Annotated in this window: 13 protein-coding genes; 5 read left to right on the top strand and 8 right to left on the bottom strand. The window is 68.4% G+C overall.

Annotation, left to right across the window (positions count from 1 at the left end):
- Nucleotides 1–43: 43 nt before the first annotated feature.
- The gene (gene dacB, locus Mth01_RS15365) at nt 44–1,561 is read right to left on the bottom strand and encodes a D-alanyl-D-alanine carboxypeptidase/D-alanyl-D-alanine endopeptidase (protein ID WP_204016534.1); all 1,518 of its coding nucleotides are present in this window, start codon (nt 1,559–1,561) and stop codon (nt 44–46) included.
- Between the two features lie 86 nt (nt 1,562–1,647).
- Between dacB and Mth01_RS15360 the strand changes: the two genes are divergently transcribed.
- Nucleotides 1,648–2,151, top strand: a complete 504-nt coding sequence (locus Mth01_RS15360) for an inorganic diphosphatase (protein WP_204016533.1) — start codon at nt 1,648–1,650, stop codon at nt 2,149–2,151.
- 41 nt (nt 2,152–2,192) lie between these two features.
- Here the strand turns inward: Mth01_RS15360 and Mth01_RS29735 are convergent, their stop codons facing one another.
- The 6 genes from Mth01_RS29735 to Mth01_RS15330 all read right to left on the bottom strand — a co-directional run bounded on the left by Mth01_RS29735 (nt 2,193) and on the right by Mth01_RS15330 (nt 11,062).
- Nucleotides 2,193–3,383 carry a C40 family peptidase gene (locus Mth01_RS29735; RefSeq protein ID WP_239089687.1) on the bottom strand — a complete coding sequence of 397 codons (1,191 nt, stop codon included), beginning with the start codon at nt 3,381–3,383 and terminating at the stop codon, nt 2,193–2,195.
- Nucleotides 3,384–3,524: 141 nt separating this feature from the next.
- Complete coding sequence (locus Mth01_RS15350; protein WP_204016532.1) at nt 3,525–5,606, bottom strand: sigma-70 family RNA polymerase sigma factor; 2,082 nt, start codon at nt 5,604–5,606, stop codon at nt 3,525–3,527.
- A gap of 184 nt (nt 5,607–5,790) precedes the next feature.
- Entirely contained in the window at nt 5,791–6,891 is a 1,101-nt protein-coding gene (locus Mth01_RS15345; protein WP_204016531.1) for a saccharopine dehydrogenase NADP-binding domain-containing protein, read from the bottom strand.
- Nucleotides 6,892–6,974: 83 nt separating this feature from the next.
- Entirely contained in the window at nt 6,975–7,754 is a 780-nt protein-coding gene (locus Mth01_RS15340; RefSeq protein ID WP_239089686.1) for a hypothetical protein, read from the bottom strand.
- 133 nt (nt 7,755–7,887) lie between these two features.
- Nucleotides 7,888–9,498: an ABC-F family ATP-binding cassette domain-containing protein gene (locus tag Mth01_RS15335; protein WP_204016529.1), complete on the bottom strand. Its 1,611-nt coding sequence runs from the start codon at nt 9,496–9,498 to the stop codon at nt 7,888–7,890.
- Between the two features lie 310 nt (nt 9,499–9,808).
- On the bottom strand, nt 9,809–11,062 hold the full coding sequence (locus Mth01_RS15330) for an ATP-binding protein (protein WP_204016528.1): 1,254 nt from the start codon (nt 11,060–11,062) through the stop codon (nt 9,809–9,811).
- Between the two features lie 288 nt (nt 11,063–11,350).
- Here Mth01_RS15330 and Mth01_RS15325 point away from each other — a divergent pair, with 288 nt between their 5' ends.
- The 4 genes from Mth01_RS15325 (at nt 11,351) to Mth01_RS15310 (ending at nt 14,708) form a co-directional block, all read left to right on the top strand.
- Nucleotides 11,351–11,617 carry a CopG family transcriptional regulator gene (locus tag Mth01_RS15325; RefSeq protein WP_204016527.1) on the top strand — a complete coding sequence of 89 codons (267 nt, stop codon included), beginning with the start codon at nt 11,351–11,353 and terminating at the stop codon, nt 11,615–11,617.
- Nucleotides 11,614–12,027 (top strand): PIN domain-containing protein, encoded by a 414-nt coding sequence (locus Mth01_RS15320; RefSeq protein ID WP_204016526.1) that lies wholly within the window; start codon nt 11,614–11,616, stop codon nt 12,025–12,027. The genes Mth01_RS15325 and Mth01_RS15320 overlap by 4 nt, the downstream gene beginning before the upstream one ends.
- A gap of 206 nt (nt 12,028–12,233) precedes the next feature.
- Entirely contained in the window at nt 12,234–13,313 is a 1,080-nt protein-coding gene (locus tag Mth01_RS15315) for a phenazine antibiotic biosynthesis protein (RefSeq protein WP_239089685.1), read from the top strand.
- Entirely contained in the window at nt 13,314–14,708 is a 1,395-nt protein-coding gene (locus Mth01_RS15310; protein ID WP_239089684.1) for an aldehyde dehydrogenase family protein, read from the top strand. It begins immediately after the preceding gene.
- Nucleotides 14,709–14,897: 189 nt separating this feature from the next.
- On the opposite strand, the gene Mth01_RS15305 is transcribed toward Mth01_RS15310, so the two are convergent.
- On the bottom strand, nt 14,898–15,341 hold the full coding sequence (locus tag Mth01_RS15305; protein ID WP_204016524.1) for a hypothetical protein: 444 nt from the start codon (nt 15,339–15,341) through the stop codon (nt 14,898–14,900).
- Nucleotides 15,342–15,494 lie beyond the last annotated feature (153 nt).

Genomic DNA, 15,494 nt, shown 5'->3' with positions numbered 1-15,494 from the left:
CCGTACGTTCTCCGCGTTCCCGCCGCGCGAAGGGAACGCGGAATCAACTCTGGGAGACGATCGTGGCCATCTTGTCGAGCGCGACTATCGCCCCGTGCGCATCGGCCACCTCGTCCGCCATGAACGCGAACGTCACCAGTCGCCCGTTGGTCGTGTACGAGATGCCCGCGAGGGTGTTCACCCCGTTGAGCGTCCCCGTCTTCGCGCGGACCAATCCGGCGCCGGCCGCGGAGTCGGATTTTCCGTACCTGCCGTGCAGGGTGCCGGTGAACCCGGCGACGGGCAGTCCACTGATCAACGAGTGCAGCGCCGGGTTGGCGGGAGAGGCGGCGGCCGCCAGCAGGCGGCCCAGGGCGGCCGGAGTGATGCGGTTGCGCGTGGACAGGCCACTGCCGTCATGGACCTCGACGCCCTCGTCCAGCTTCAGTCGGGCCAGCACCCGGTGGATCGCGTCCGTGGCTCCCGTGAAGGTGTGCGGCGTGCCCTCCTGCACCGCCACCTGACGGGCCAGCGCCTCGGCGAGATCGTTGTCACTGAGTGTGAGCATGCGTTCGACCAGGGCGTAGACCGGCGGCGACTCCACCCGTGCGAGTTCCTGACCGACTCGCGCCCCAGCTCCCTGCCCGGCCCTGTTCTGCCCGGCCCTGTTCTGCCCGACACCGTTCTGCGCGGCACCGTCCTGCCCGTCGGCGTTCGACGCGTCCGTGCCGGGCGAGCCGCTGACCACCTGGTCGGTGGGGGGCGCGTCGGCGGGCGCGATCTTGTCGCCGACCTTGACGCCGTTGCGCCGCAGCAGCGCGGCGAAGGCGGCGGCGGTTTCCCGCGGGGGGTCGGCCAGCAGCCCGCCGCCGGCCGTCCGGCCCTCGTCCATCGTGAGCGCGGCGACCGGCGCCACGCTGCCCTCCGGGATGTAGTTCGGCTTCCAGCCGGGCGCCAACCGCGGACCGGCGAACAGGGACGCGTCGTACGACAGGGTCACCCGGGTGGTCCGGGCCGCTTTGAGCGCCTTGGCCGTACGCGAGGCGAGCTGGGCGAGGGAGGCCGGACGTGGATAGCCGCCCTTCCCCGTACCTCGGAGACCCGCGAGGGTGGGGTCCCCACCCCCGACCAGGACGATCGAGTTCTTCGCCTCGCCCTGGACGACTCGCGTCGCGAACCGGGCGTCGGGCCCCACCGCGGCCAGCACGGCCAACGCGGTGACGACCTTGGTCGTCGAGGCCGGCGTGGTCGGCGCCGTCGAACGGCCGTCGAAGAGCGTCTCCCCGGTCCTGGCGTCGAGAACGATCCCCGCCACGTTCCTGCCCAGTCCCGGGGCACCCATCGCGCCACGCAATCGGGAGGTCAAAGTACCCTTGGCGGGAAGGACCCCGTCCCCAGCCGCGGCCAGAACCGGGCCGGCGGTGATGATGGGGGTGGGGGTCGGTTCCGGGGACGCGATCGGGGCCGGCGTCCGGGTGGCGTCATGGATGACCACGTAGCCATAGACACCCGCGACGACGACGAAGATCTGCAGCAGGGCGAGGGTGGCCAACACCATCCACCGCTCACGTCGCAGTACCACGAGACCCTCATTTCGCGCCGACCGGAACCACGCCTACGAGACATTAATGCCCACCCGGGACACCGGGGGCTTGAGCGGAGGAACCAGTGGAGTTCGACGTTGTCGTGGAGATTCCCAAAGGACAACGGAACAAGTACGAAGTGGACCACAAGACTGGCCGCATCCGGTTGGATCGCCTGCTCTTCACGTCGACCCAGTACCCCGCGGACTATGGCTTCATAGAGAACACGCTGGGTGAGGACGGAGATCCGCTTGACGCGCTGGTGCTGCTCTCGGAGCCGACCTTCCCCGGCTGCCTGATCAGCTGCCGCGCGGTGGGCATGTTCCGCATGACCGACGAGAAGGGCGGCGACGACAAGGTGCTGTGCGTCCCGGCCACGGACCCTCGCATGGAGCACATCCGCGACATCCACCATGTCGCCGAGTTCGATCGGCTGGAGATCCAGCACTTCTTCGAGGTCTACAAGGACCTGGAGCCCGGCAAGTCCGTCGAGGGCGCCAACTGGGTCGGCCGGACGGAGGCCGAGGCCGAGATCATCGCGTCTTTCAAGCGGTGCGAGGAAGAAGAGGGAATCGCCGAGGAGCACTGAGCCGACCGTCCCACAGGTCAGGCGGTAGGTCGGGCGGCGGGTCAGGTGTCGGGCCTGGTGGCGCCCACCAGATCGTGCCGCCAGATTGGTGAGATGCGTACCACGTCCCCCGTCCGGGGGGCGTGGACCATCAGTCCTCGCCCGATGTAGATCCCCACGTGACGGATGGTGCCCGGATCTCGGCTCAAACTGCCGTAGAACACCAGATCCCCGGTGCGCAGGTTCTTCAGCGACACATGGCGTCCCGACGTCCACTGGGTGCCGGTCCAGTGGTCGAGTGAGACCCCCGCCCGCTGCCAGGCTCTCATGGTCAGTCCTGAGCAGTCGAAGCCCGAGGGCCCGTCGGCCGCCCAGACGTACGGTTTGCCGAGCTGTTTGAGCGCCCATTGGGCGGCGAGCCCGCCCCGGCCCGCTCCCAGGCGGCCGACCCACGCCAGAATCTTGTTCCTGCCTCCGCGACGGCCGGCCGCCGAGGGTTCTCGCGCCGGATGTCGCCGCGGCTCCCGTTTGGCGCGTCTCAGCTCGTCGACCCGAGAACGGGCGGCCTCGAGACGCCGGGACAGCTCCCGTTTCTCCTGTTCGATCCGCCGAGTCGTCTCCATCTGCCGGTCCACGGCCTCCTGCGCCGTGTCCCTGGCCAGCCGTACCCGCTCGGTCGCGCGAAGCTGCGCGGTGTACGCCTGGGCGGCCTGGGCGCGGAGAATCTCGTGAACCCGCAGGGTGTCGCGCAGCCGCTCCAGGGTGGCGACTCGTGCGTCCGACATATGCGTCAGCAGGCTGGCCCGCTGCAGCAGATCCCCGATGTCGCCCAGGCCCTCGACGAGGACACCCGGCACGGAGAGGTCCAGCGCCCCATAACTCACGCCCCCGTAACTCGCCGTCGCCTCGGCAGCGACCGCGGCGCGGGCCTCCCGGACCTGATCGGCCGCGCCGCGCAGCCGCCGTGTCGCCTGCTCATAGCTCGCCTTTATCGCCTCAAGCCGGACGAGCTCACCGTTGTACGCCTCGACGAGCCCTTCGGCGTCCTGTGCCAGATCGTCCTGACGGGCCCGCGCCGCGACCAGGTCGGCTCCCACCTTGTCCAGTTCGTGGGCTCGCTCCTGGGCGGTCGCCCGGGCCTTCGCCACATCTTCGGCGGACGGTCTCGGATCCGCGCCGGCCGCGCCGCCCAGGGTCAGGACCAGGCCCGTTCCCAGTCCAGCGACGAGCCCCGATGCTCTGAGGAGTGGCATTACTACCCCTTCCGTGCGTCCACTCCCCCAAGTTCCCTGTGATTACTCTGCGTACACATCTTGAGTACATAGAGTAATCGCCATATGTAGGAGATCGTCCCGATAAGTACAGCGGCGAAATCGACCGGGACAGCCGGGCCATCAGGAAGATGACGGCTGCGGCGTCGGCCGCGCCTCGGCCTGCGGGGTGATCTGCGGTGCAGGCGGCGGGGCCGGCCCTGGCTCGGGTTCCGGTGTCGGCCTCCCGCTCGGCGCGGAGGGCTCGGATGACGCGGAAGACGCGGAAGACGCGGAAGACGCGGAAGACGCGGAAGACGCGGAACGCTCCGCCCGCGGCACCCGCCGCTCGTCCCGCGCTCCGCTCGCTGCTCCGGTTTTCACCGTCCCGGCCCGGTCCGCTCTGCCCCCGCCGTAGCGGTCCGCTCTGCTCCCGCCGTAGCGGAACCAGCGGCGCGAACCGGGCGGGTACGGCCGGGCCGAAGGGGTCCGCGGCATGGCGCTACTCGGCGGGGACGTCGGAGTGGGTGAAGGTCGCACCGTCGGCCGGGGCGTCTCGTCCCAGTCCTTATGCGGCCAACGGTGGTGCTGGTGATCGCGGCCCGGCCAGTGACCGTGATCCGGCCAGGGTCCGGGATGGTGACCGCCCGGCCAGGGTCCTGGACGGTGCGGCGGTGGCCTGTGACCGGGCCGGTGTGGTGGGGGGCCTTCGGACGGGAACCCGGAGGGCGGCTTGGGCGATGGAGTGGACCCGGTGTCACTCGGGGGAATGTCCTCCGGCTCCTCGCCTGGCGGCATCGGCTCCGGGCCGGACGGCTCCGCGGACGGGTTCGGCGCCGGTCGCGGCGAGCGTGGGTGAGATGAGTGTGGGGGTGACGGGTGTGGGGGTTCGGATGGAGGCGGAGCCGGGCGGGGCGCGGGAGCCGGCAGCGGAACCGGGCCGGCCGGGATCACTGGGATCACCGGCTCGGCCAGGTCGTAGTGGCCGGGCTGAGACTCGGGCTCGGGCTGAGGCGGATGCTGGGCGCGGGCGTCGGCGCCCTCCGAGGTGCTGTCAGGCCCCGGCGTACCCGGCGTACCCGGCGTCTGGCCGACGACCCCGCCGGCGACGGGCCACCGCCGCGCGATGCCCCCGGTGGCCGAATCCGTGATGTCACCGGAGAACTGTGCGAAGACCAGGGCGATCGCCGCCGCGGCCGCTATCGTGGCCACCGCCCCAGCCACCGCCTGCGCCAACCGACCCTCCCGCCGGGTGCCCGCCCTGGGAAAACCCGACGGATCGAGCGCACCCACCCGTTTCGCGACGAACCGCCGATAGGGAACGAGCTCGGGATCGACGAAGCAGCTCAGCACCCGGACGCGCAGCGTGTCGGGCAGGGCGGTCTCGGGTAGTTGAGCGAAGACCTTGGCCGGAGAGACCTGGCGGATCCGGTGCCTGGAACAGCTTTCGCACCGCGCCAGATGCTTGATCAACCGCTGGCGCGTCTGAGAGGTGAGCCGACCGGAGAACCCCTCGAGCATCTTGTCGGCCCGATCGCAGCCGGTCGCGTTCTTCCTCGCGAGGATCTCGGCCGTGATCGCGTCGCGCAGCCGGTCGGCCGCCGACTCACGCAATCCCTCCACATAACGCTGGCCGGTGCCGAACATAGTCGCCACCTCGGCCGTCGACAGGTCGTGCCGCGTGGTCAACTCGAGAACCTCGCGGTACTCCGACGCCAGCGCGGACACGGCGCCCTGGGCCACCACCCGCAGATCGGCCGCCACCGCGTCGGTGGAACCCACCGGGCCGGTGACGTCGGCAGTACCGTACGGCACTGCCGCGAACTTTCCTGTACCGAACTGTCCCGTTTGGAACTGCGCGGCGTGGAACGGCGTGACGCCGAACGGCATCGTGCTCGGCGCGGCCCCCGGATCACTCGCCTGATCGCTCGCCTGATCGCCGTTACGGGTCCGGTCGTCCGGCGACGTACCCGGTGTCCTGCGGCGCAGGCACTCCCCGCGCGCCAGGGCGTACAACCACGGCCGGAACGACTCGTGGTCCGTCAGCGAACCGACGAGGGCCTCGGCGGCGATCAAAGTGTCTCTTAACGCGACCTGGGCGTTGTCGGGACCGTCCAGCATCATCCGGCAGTATCGGTAGATGCTCTCCGCATACATGTCATAGAGCGCGGCGAGAGCACCCGGATCGCGTGCACGCAACGCCTCGACCAGGACGCCATCATTCATATAACTCAGAGTAAATGCTCGGTAACTACCCGCTCTACCCTTTCCCCGAAGCGCGCCCAGAACGCGGTGAAATCACCCCCGATCTCCCCACCAAAATTGTCTACTTATTTGCCGGTTCAGGGATTTATTTGTTTAACTAGCGGTAAAAATCAGTATTGATCGGGCAAATCCCGCACATAGCGCCTCAGCGAGTCTCCGCCCCGAGCCCGGCCTCCGCACACCCCCGGGTGAGCGCCTCAAGACCGAAGGCGTCCACCGGGCCGAGTGCGCCCGTGCCTCGTACGCCCTCGGCGAGTGCGGTGGTCGCGCCCCAGGCCAGGATCCGCGCGGTGAAGTCGTACGGGTCTCCTCCGTTGAGCTCCACGGCGGCGAGCAGGCGCCCTCTCGCGTCGTACGCCTCCGCGACGATCTGGGAGGAGACCGCCGGCGCGGCGTGGCCGGGTGGCCGCCCCGAGCGGATGACCCGATCGACCAACGCGTCCGTCACCCGCCTGGCGCCCGGCATGGCGGCGAGCACCGGAGTCGCCCGGGCCAGCGTCCCCGCGGCCCGGGTCAACCTGCCCAGCCAGCCGAGGTAGACGTTGACTTCACGCAGGCCGGGATGGGCCGGCGGCAGCGCGAAGTGCTCCGAGGTCCCCACGGCCATGCCGTACCGCCGGCGTCCCCCGACGACGAAGGCACGGGTGCGGCCGTGTTCTCGGACGATGCGGCCCTCGCGGAAGCCGTACATCGGATCGAGAAGGACGCCGAGCGCGGAGGCGCGCGTGCCGGGGCTGAGGCGGGCGGCCAGGTCGCCGCGCACGAAGTAGCCGATGTCCACCCGCACGGCCTCGGAGCCCGCCTTGTGCAGAGCCAGGGCCGCGGCCAGGTTGCCGGGCACGTAGTCGTATCCGAAGGCGGTGATCAGTGTGGCGCCGCCCGCGCCGGCGGCCGGGCCGTACCGCTGGAAGATCCGCTTGATGAACGGGGGCTCGCCCGCGGTGTCCAGGTAGACGGCGCCCGCCTCGGTCGCCGCCGCGACCGCCGCCTCCCCCCAGCGCATGAACGGTCCGACCGCCGAGATCAGCACGTCACCCGGGCCGACGGTTCTGCGAACCGACTCCGGGCGGCTCACGTCGGCGACCGCCGTCGGCGGCCGGACCGGCAGAGACGCGGCGAAGGCATCCAGTCTGGCGGGGTCGCGCCCCACGAGCAGCGGCCGGGCTCCGCGCGCGATCAGCGCCGCCGCCGCGAGCCGGCCGGTGAACCCGGTGGCTCCGAAGAGCACGATCCTCGGGGTTCTCATGCCCTCACGGTAACCTGCCCCGGCTGCCGGTGCCGGTGGTGGCGCCGGTCCCCGCCCGTGATCCGCTGCTCGCCGCGCGCCGCTCACTGCCGCCGATCGGCGAGCACCTGATAGCCGCGGTCCTTGTCGAACGGCTTGGTGCTCGGCGCGACGGTGTGGATCGGAACCGCCCCGGCGAGGGCCAGGTCGATGTACGGCTTGGCGGTCGTCCCCCACGTCCTGGCACGCACGTCGGTCTTGGCGACCGTGCCGCCGGTCACACCGTCGATCGTGATCACGAAGCGGCGTTTGAGGTTCGACTGGACCTTCTCGAGGTAGGCGGTGCCGCCCCCGGCCAGCTTGCCCGCGGCGTCTCTCAACAGGGCCGTCACCGCGACGCCGCTCGCCGCCTTGAGGAAGGGATCGAGCACGTAGCCCGTGATCAGATAGCTGCCCTCGTGCAGCCGTTCGGTGACGACATCGGAGATCGGGAACGTCAGGAAGGCCGACGGAATGCGCGGAACGAGATGCCAGGTCGCGTGGCCGCATTCGATCTTCACCCGGACCGGCTGCCCGGTGGCCGTCGTCTGGCCGCTGAACGCCACGGACCTCCCCGGTGGCACCGCGTCCAGCGGTTGCTCCAGGTGGGCGACCTGCTTGCCCGCCGCGTCCACAGCGGTGACGGTCGCGATCGCGTGCTCCCCGAAGTGCCAGCGGTTGGCGTTGCTGAGCACGCCCGCCCAGCTCACCACATAGCCGGCGCCGGACTTCGCGATGGAGGAGACCTGCTCCTTGAGGACGAGCGGCCGGATATCCGCCTGCTTGTCTTCGCCGCACGCCGCCGGCGCCAGGCCGGCTAGGGCGAGAGCGAGGGCGATCGTCATTCGGCTACGTCGAGTCACTTAGACGTCATAACCCCTGAAACGGGCGGCGAGGCCTCGGACACGCGCAGGCCGTACGGTATCTTTACGGGCTTTCACCTGGCTGTTTCCGACGGGCGTTCCCGGCCCGGCATCGCTATCTCGGGCGGGCGACCCTACGTTCGTCCCAGACCGGCTCGGGCGATTCGTAGACCCGCCCGTCGGCGCCGAAGACCAGGTAACGGTCGAAATCGGCGGCGAACCATCGGTCGTGGGTCACCGCCAGCACGGTGCCGTCGAAGGAGTCCAGGCCTTCCTGAAGCGCCTCCGCGCTGGCCAGGTCGAGGTTGTCGGTCGGCTCGTCGAGCAGCAGCAGCGTGGCGCCGGACAGCTCGAGCAGCAGGATCTGCAGCCTGGCCTGCTGACCTCCCGACAGCGTCTCGAACCGCTGGTCGGCGACCCGTCCGGCCAGTTCGTAACGGGCCAGGGCCTTCATCGCCTCGTTCCTGAGCCGGGCGTGCTCGGTCATCACGATCTCGCACGGCGTACGCCCGAACAGCTCAGGACGGGCATGCGTCTGAGCGAAATGCCCGGGAACGACCCTTGCGCCGAGCCGGGCCGCCCCGGTGTGCCGGATCTCCTCGCCCGAGAGCAGCCGCAGGAAGTGGGACTTGCCCGACCCGTTGGAGCCGAGTACGGCGACGCGCTCGCCATACCAGACTTCCAGATCGAACGGCTTCATCAGGCCGCTGAGTTCGAGGTTCTCGCAGATGATGGCGCGTTTGCCGGTGCGGCCGCCGTGCAGGCGCATGCTGATGAGCTGGTCCTTGGGCGCGAGCTCGGGCGGCCCCGCCTCCTCGAACCTGCGCAGACGCGTCTGCGCCGCGTGATAGGCCGGGGCCATGCCGTCGTTGTAGCGCGCCTTCTGTTTGAGCATGTTCACCAGGCGCCTGAGCTTGGCGTGCTCCTCGTCCCAGCGGCGGCGCAGCTCGTCGAGCCGCTCGTTGCGTTCCCTCCGGGCCTCGGCGTACGTAGCGAATCCGCCGCCGTGGACCCAGATGTTCCCGGACTCGACGGTGACGATCCGGTCCGCCGCGTTGGCCAGGAGCTGCCTGTCGTGGGAGACGAGCAGGACCGTCTTCGGGGTCTCCCGCAGCGCCTGCTCCAGCCAGAGCTTGCCCGGCACGTCGAGGTAGTTGTCCGGCTCGTCGAGCAGCAGGGTCTGATCCGGCCCGCGCAGCAGCGCCTCCAGCACGAGCCGCTTCTGCTCACCCCCCGAGAGCGTCCCCACGTCACGGTATTTCACCTTGTCGTACGGCAGGCCGAGGGCGGCGACCGTACAGGCGTCCCAGAGCACCTCGGCGTCGTAGCCGCCGGCGTCGGTGTAGTCGGTGATCGCCTGGGCGTACCGCATCTGGGTCTTCTCGTCGTCGCGCTCCATCATCGCGAGCTCGGCGTCGTGGAGCCGGGCCGCGGCCTCCCGCACCCGCGTGGGCGCGACCCCGAGCAGCAGGTCGTGGACCGTGCTGCCGTCGCGGATTCCGCCGATGAACTGGCGCATCACGCCGAGACCGCCGGAGTGCGCCACCGAGCCCTCGACCGGCTGGAGATCACCGGAGATCAGACGGATCAGCGTCGTCTTGCCCGCTCCGTTGGGGCCGACGAGGGCGGCCTTGACACCCTCCCCGATCCGGAACGAGACGTCGTCCAGCAGCGGCCTGCCATCGGGCAGCACATGCGTGAGATGCCCGACCTCGACGTGTCCCACGGTGTTCTCCTCCCACGCTCGCACGCAGGCTATCCAGCGGCTTCGCCCCCGGGCATCTCGTTTTCCGCCAGCCTCCCCCGGGTTGGCGGCGTTCCCACCTCGGAGCCATACGAACGGTTAGCCTTTAAGTGTTCGTATGGCCGGGCGGAGGGAACACTTGTGGCTGAGTACATCGCCATGTCATGGCCGGGGACTCCGAGCGGCGCGACACGGGCAGAGCGCCGGCCTTGCCACTACCGGGCCTACCTGCCGGACCTCCTGATGAAGGCTGGGCCATCTGCTCGCCCACGCCCGGGCCGCCCTCGAAGCTCTACCTGTCCCAGAGGGCGCTGATGGGCAACGCTGTCAGCCGGTCTCCGAACGACAGCGATCTCACTCCGGTGTAGAAGACAAAGCCGTGAAGGAAATCCTCGCCGAGGCTCTCGCGTAGAGCTACAAGGCCCTTGAAATCGGCCTGATTGACAGAGTCGGTGGCTTTGGCCTCCACACCGACGATCCGCCCGTTGTTCCGTTCAAGTACGAGGTCGACCTCAGCCCCCTGGCTGACTCTCCAGTGATGGAGTCCTACTCGGAACGGCGCCCACGTGGCCTGCTTCGCGATCTCGTTGACGATGAACGACTCGATGAGAGGGCCTCGTGCGGGCGAGACCCTGGCAGCCAGGCCGTCCGCGTCGACACCGATCAGATGAGAGGCGAGGCCGGTATCGGTGACGTGCAGCTTGGGACGGCGAACCGCCCGGGCCACAAGATTTCGAGACCACGCCGGAACCTGACGGATCAGGAAGACGGTCTCCAGCAGGCCGACATAACGGTTGACCGTACTTCGATGGAGCTGGAGATCACTGCCGATCTTGACCATGTTCGGCTCTTGCGCCGTACTCGCCGCAACAAGGGTGAGTAGTTGCCGGAGACTGCTCGGCTCATCGACTCGCGCCATCTCCCTGATGTCGGTATCGATGATCGACTGAACATAGGTCCGGTACCACCTGTCTCGAGTGAACTCCGACCTCATCGTGACTGCCTCCGGGTAGAAACCTCGGCAGACCAACTCGAAGTAGTCCCTTCGGCTGTAGTCGCTGAGCGATGAAGACCGCAACGCTTCGGGATCGTTGAAGGCCGTCACAAGAAAGGATTCACCGGTTCCGGCAAGCTCCTCCTGGGCGAATGGCCAGAGTTCGAGGATGCCCGCGCGCCCGGCAAGTGATTCGCTCAACGACGGCGTGGACAGAAACCTCGTGGAACCCGCCAGGACGAACTGCCCGCGTTCGGCCTTCCGATCGACCTCCGCCTTGATCGCGAGGATCAGGTCGTCTCCCCCCCGCTGGATCTCGTCGATCATCATCGGACGCGACCCGTCGGCGATGAAGACAGCAGGATCGGCCTGCGCGGCCGATCTCAAGGGGCCGTCATCAAGAGTGAGATACGTCCCCTCTCTCCCCTCGTTGAACTGCTGAAGCAGAGTAGTCTTGCCCGACTGCCTCGGTCCGTTCACGATCACCACTCTGAAGGCGTCGAGGAACTCCTCGGCATGACCGGTTATGCGACGTGAGACCAGCTCGGGCATTGCAGCTCCCCTCCGCGGCGATCGAGCCCAGCATAGGCCAGATCGACATTTGACGGCTCCTGAAACCGGCAGACCCAACAACGATCAACGACATATGACGGAGTCAAATACCGACAGACCACGAAGCTGGTGAAGCTGCCCTGCTGAGCCCCGGGGTGAGCGAGGGGCATCCTTTCCGTGATTGATCTATCTCAAGGAGGTCATGGTTTGCGCGTGAGGTGCCCGACCTCGACGTGTCCCACGGTGTTCTCCTGCCGATGCTGGGGTATCCGCGGTAGCATAAAGAGCATGAGCGAGCCTACCCAGAAGTACTCGATCACCATGCCCCGCGACGTCGCAGAGGCCGCTCGCGTGCGCAGCGGCCCCTCCGGCCTGTCCGCCTATGTGGCCGCCGCAGTCGCCAGGCAGATCGAACGCGACAACCTCAACGAGCTCATCGCGGTCGCAGAGGCCGACCACGGTCCCATCACCGATGAGGAAATCAATCAGAAGCGCGACATCCTTCGGCGTGCCCGCGAGAATCAGCACGGCTCCTCCAGAACGTCTGCCGCGTGACCCGGCCCTCCGCCACACCTGGCGGCACCCTCCTCCTCGACAGCGAGGGCTTGGCCAAGGCCGTGCTCCGCGACCGCGACGTCACCGCCTGGCTCGCGCTGGCCCGTACGGACGACCTCCGTGTCATCACCAGTACCGCCACGCTGGTAGAGGTCATACATCCCCGAATAAATCGCTCAGCGCTCGATTGGATCCTGTCGCGAATCGTGATCGAACCCGTCACCGAGCCGATCGCCCGAAAAGCGGCGGCCCTGCTCGCCGATGCCGGATTACACGGACACAAGTACGCCATCGACGCCATGCTGTCCGCCACCGCGCTCGCGGCCCCGGGTCCGACGACCGTCCTCACCTCCGACCCCGACGACATCTCCGCCATGTGCCGCGGCCGAGTCACCGTGATCAAAATCTGATCTGGACAACATGCCCACGGCCTGGCGACAGGGTCAGGTAGGCGCGACTCGCGCTCACGCCGGCGCCGCCCGAGATTTTTCCGTCCACCGAACGGGATAGATGGAGAGATTTGGTACATAAGTGACTTAAACCGAAATAGTCTGTTCGGACGTGCCCCGGGGCAACGGGAGACGACATGTCGAATGCCACGGATCCAGTCCTTGACGTGCTTGACTGCCCCGTCGATCAGGTGCCGGACGGCCGGGAGTTCGTCGAGGCGGCCATGCGCTGGCACTTCGATCCTCAGACAGGCTCGCCGTTCTGGCTGAAGCGGGCGGAAAACCTCGACTTCGATCCGCTGACCGACGTGCACACCTTCGCCGACCTGCGACTCTTCCCCAACGTGGTCAACGAGTTCCGTGACGTCCGCGTCGAGGATCTCGTGCCCAAAGGGTACGGCTCCCGGCCCGAGGTGATCGGCGTCTTCGAGAGCGGCGGCACGACCGGCCCGCCGAAGCTGGTGGTCCTGCTCGCCGACTGGATGGACCGGCTGATGCACCACCACAACCGTCTCATGGACGAGCATGGTTACCCGCGGGTAGCCAACTGGCTGTCACTGGGTCCGAGCGGGCCGCACATCTTCGGCGAGCTGATCAGGCAGCAGGTCCGCAGGCGTGGTGGTTTCAGGTTCTCCGTCGACCTCGACCCGCGCTGGGTGAAGAAGCTCATCTCCGAGAACCGCCTCGACGAGGCCGGCCGCTACGCGGAGCACCTGATCGACCAGAGCGCCTACGCGCTGCGCACCCAGGACATCGGAGTCCTCGTGACCACGCCGCCGCTGCTGGTACGGCTCAGCCGCCGAGACGAGCTGGTCGCCCTCATCAACGAGAAGGTCCGGGTCATCGTGTGGGCCGGGGCGCACCTGGACCCCGACACGCGCGCGCTGCTGCGCGACGAGGTGTTCCCGGACGTCAAGATCATCGGAAACTACGGAAGTACGATGATCATGGGGTCGGTGAGCGAACGGACAGGCCTGGACGACGACGACCCCTGTGTCTTCGACCCGTTCTCTCCGTACATCTCCTTCTCCGTCGTCGACCCGGAGACCAGGCGGGAGGTCCCGTACGGCGAGCGCGGACAGGTCGTGATGCACCACCTCAGCAAGAACCTGCTGCTGCCCAACAATCTCGAACGGGACACGGCACTGCGGGTCCAGCCGCCACCGGGTCAGCTCGGCGATGCCGTCGCCGACGTCGCACCGCTCGCCGTCTTCGAGGACGAGCGGGTCATCGAGGGGGTGTACTGAATGGCCGCGCTGATGAGCACGCTGTCGACCGAACCGATCCGGCTCGACGCGCTCGGCCCGAGCGGTCCGTACCGTACCCGCAAGCACGTGACCGTTCCGGATCTCACCGGAAACCCGGTAGCCGAGCTCAGCCTGGTGCCGCGGCTCTACGTGCAGCGCACCATGGCGGCACTGCACCGGGCGCGGCCCATGCCGCCCGGGGAGCGGGCCAAGGCCCTCGCGCGAGCCGGTCGGCTGTTCGCCACCGGGCCCGTCAACGGGCTTTCCGCCGAGCACTACCAGCGGCTCGTGAGCCGAGTCTGCGGAATGCCGATCTCGGTGGTCCGGGCCGCGACCGACGCGATCGCGCGCAGCGCGGCCCAGGCGTACGGCTCGACGCAGTACGCCAGGCCGAACGGGGCCGTCACCGACTGGCGGGACCCGATCACCCGAGACGGCCGTGCGCTGTGGACTCGGCGCGGCGATGTCTTCGCCGTACACGCGGCGGGCAATCACCCGGCCGTGCACACGCTGTGGCTGGAGGCGGTGGCGCTGGGATATCGGGTCGCCGTCCGGCCCTCCCGGCGGGAGCCCTTCACTCCCCACCGTCTGATCACGGCGCTGCGGGAGGCCGGCTTCGGCGACGACCAGGTGGTCTTCCTGCCCACCGACCACGCGGTGGCCGACGACATCATCCGCGATGCCGACCTCGCGATGGTGTACGGCGGCGAGGACGTGGTGAGCAAGTACGGCCGGAACACCAACGTGCTCCCACAGGGCCCGGGGCGGTCGAAGATCCTGATCGCGGAGGAGGACTGGACCCCGCACCTGGACGTCGTCGTCGACTCGGTCAGCTCGCAGGGCGGAACCGCGTGCGTGAACACGACGGCGGTCTTCGTGGCGGGCGACCCCCGTCCGTTGGGCGAGGCCGTGGCCGAGCGGCTGTCCGCCATCCCGAGCCTCCCGCCGGAAGACGACGGGGCCGTGCTGCCCGCGCAGTCTCTCGCCAACGCCCGGGCCGTGGAAAAGTACCTGTTCGATCACGTTGGGGACGCCGAGATCCTGCTCGGTGGCGGCGGCATCGTCGACGATCTCGGGGACGGCATCGGGGTCCTGCGCCCCGCGGTCATGCGGGTCGACCGCGCGGACGCCCCGCAGACCGGCATCGAGCTGTCCTTCCCCTGCGTCTGGGTGGCGCCCTGGTCATATGACGACGGCATCGGGCCGCTGAAGGACACTCTGGTGCTGACCGCGATCACCGGGGACGAGGGGCTGATCGACCGCCTGATGGCGGAACCGACGATCGGCAACGTCTACGTCGGCGATCATCCGACCCACTGGATGGCACCCTGGGTGCCGCACGACCGTTATCTCGCCGAGTTTCTCATGCGTACCAAGGGCGTCATCCGGGACTGAGCGCATAGAAGCTTCGAACGGGCAGGGCCCCGGCGGAGGAGTTTCCGCCGGGGCCCTTTTCTCAACCGCTCGTGCCCGGCCGAGTCGTGCTCGGCATTCGCACCGCACCGTCAGGCGCCCACCAGGGCGACCATGCGCCATCGGGCCATCGGCCGGTGGTTCCGCCGGCCGTCACAGTTGAGTTCGTTCTCACCACCAATTGTTGTTGTTGCCGTTGTTGAACCAGTTACTGCTACCGAATCCCATGTTGTTGTTGAGCCTGGTGTTGTTCCACCAGTTGGTGTTCGAGTTCGTCCTGCCCTGGAAGGCGATGGTCGAGACACCGTTGGAAACCGCGAAGGCAGACTCGTCGTTGAACTGATCGTTGAACTGGTTCTGGTTCCAGAGGTTGTTGTTCGACCAGCCCATGTTGCAGTTTCCGAACCCACCGCCGCCGAAGCCGCCTCCGCCCCCGAAGCCGCCTCCGCCGCCGCAGCCGAAGCCGCCGCCCCAGCCGCCGCCCCAGCCACCGAAGCCGCCGCCCCAGGCCGGCATGACGGTGGCGCTGGCAGCGGTGGCGCCCAGAGTGAGCGCGCCACCTGTGATCGCGGTGCCCAGCGCCAGCCCGGCGATGATGTTCTTGAAAGCGGGCATTACGTGTCCCCCTTGACAGGATTCGATTGCCCTTAATTTTCGGAGGCGTTTCTGTAGCCTCACAGGAGAAACGCCTCCGCAGCCCCCTAACGGACTATTTTCCTGCACCTGCTTGATTACCGGCACGATCCCACCACAAACCGCCGCATAACG

It is taken from the genome of Sphaerimonospora thailandensis, assembly GCF_016863115.1.
In the GTDB taxonomy this organism is placed as follows: Bacteria; Actinomycetota; Actinomycetes; order Streptosporangiales; family Streptosporangiaceae; genus Sphaerimonospora; species Sphaerimonospora cavernae.
Note: the sequence above shows the minus strand (reverse complement) of the source record. Positions and strands in the feature narration are given on the sequence as shown.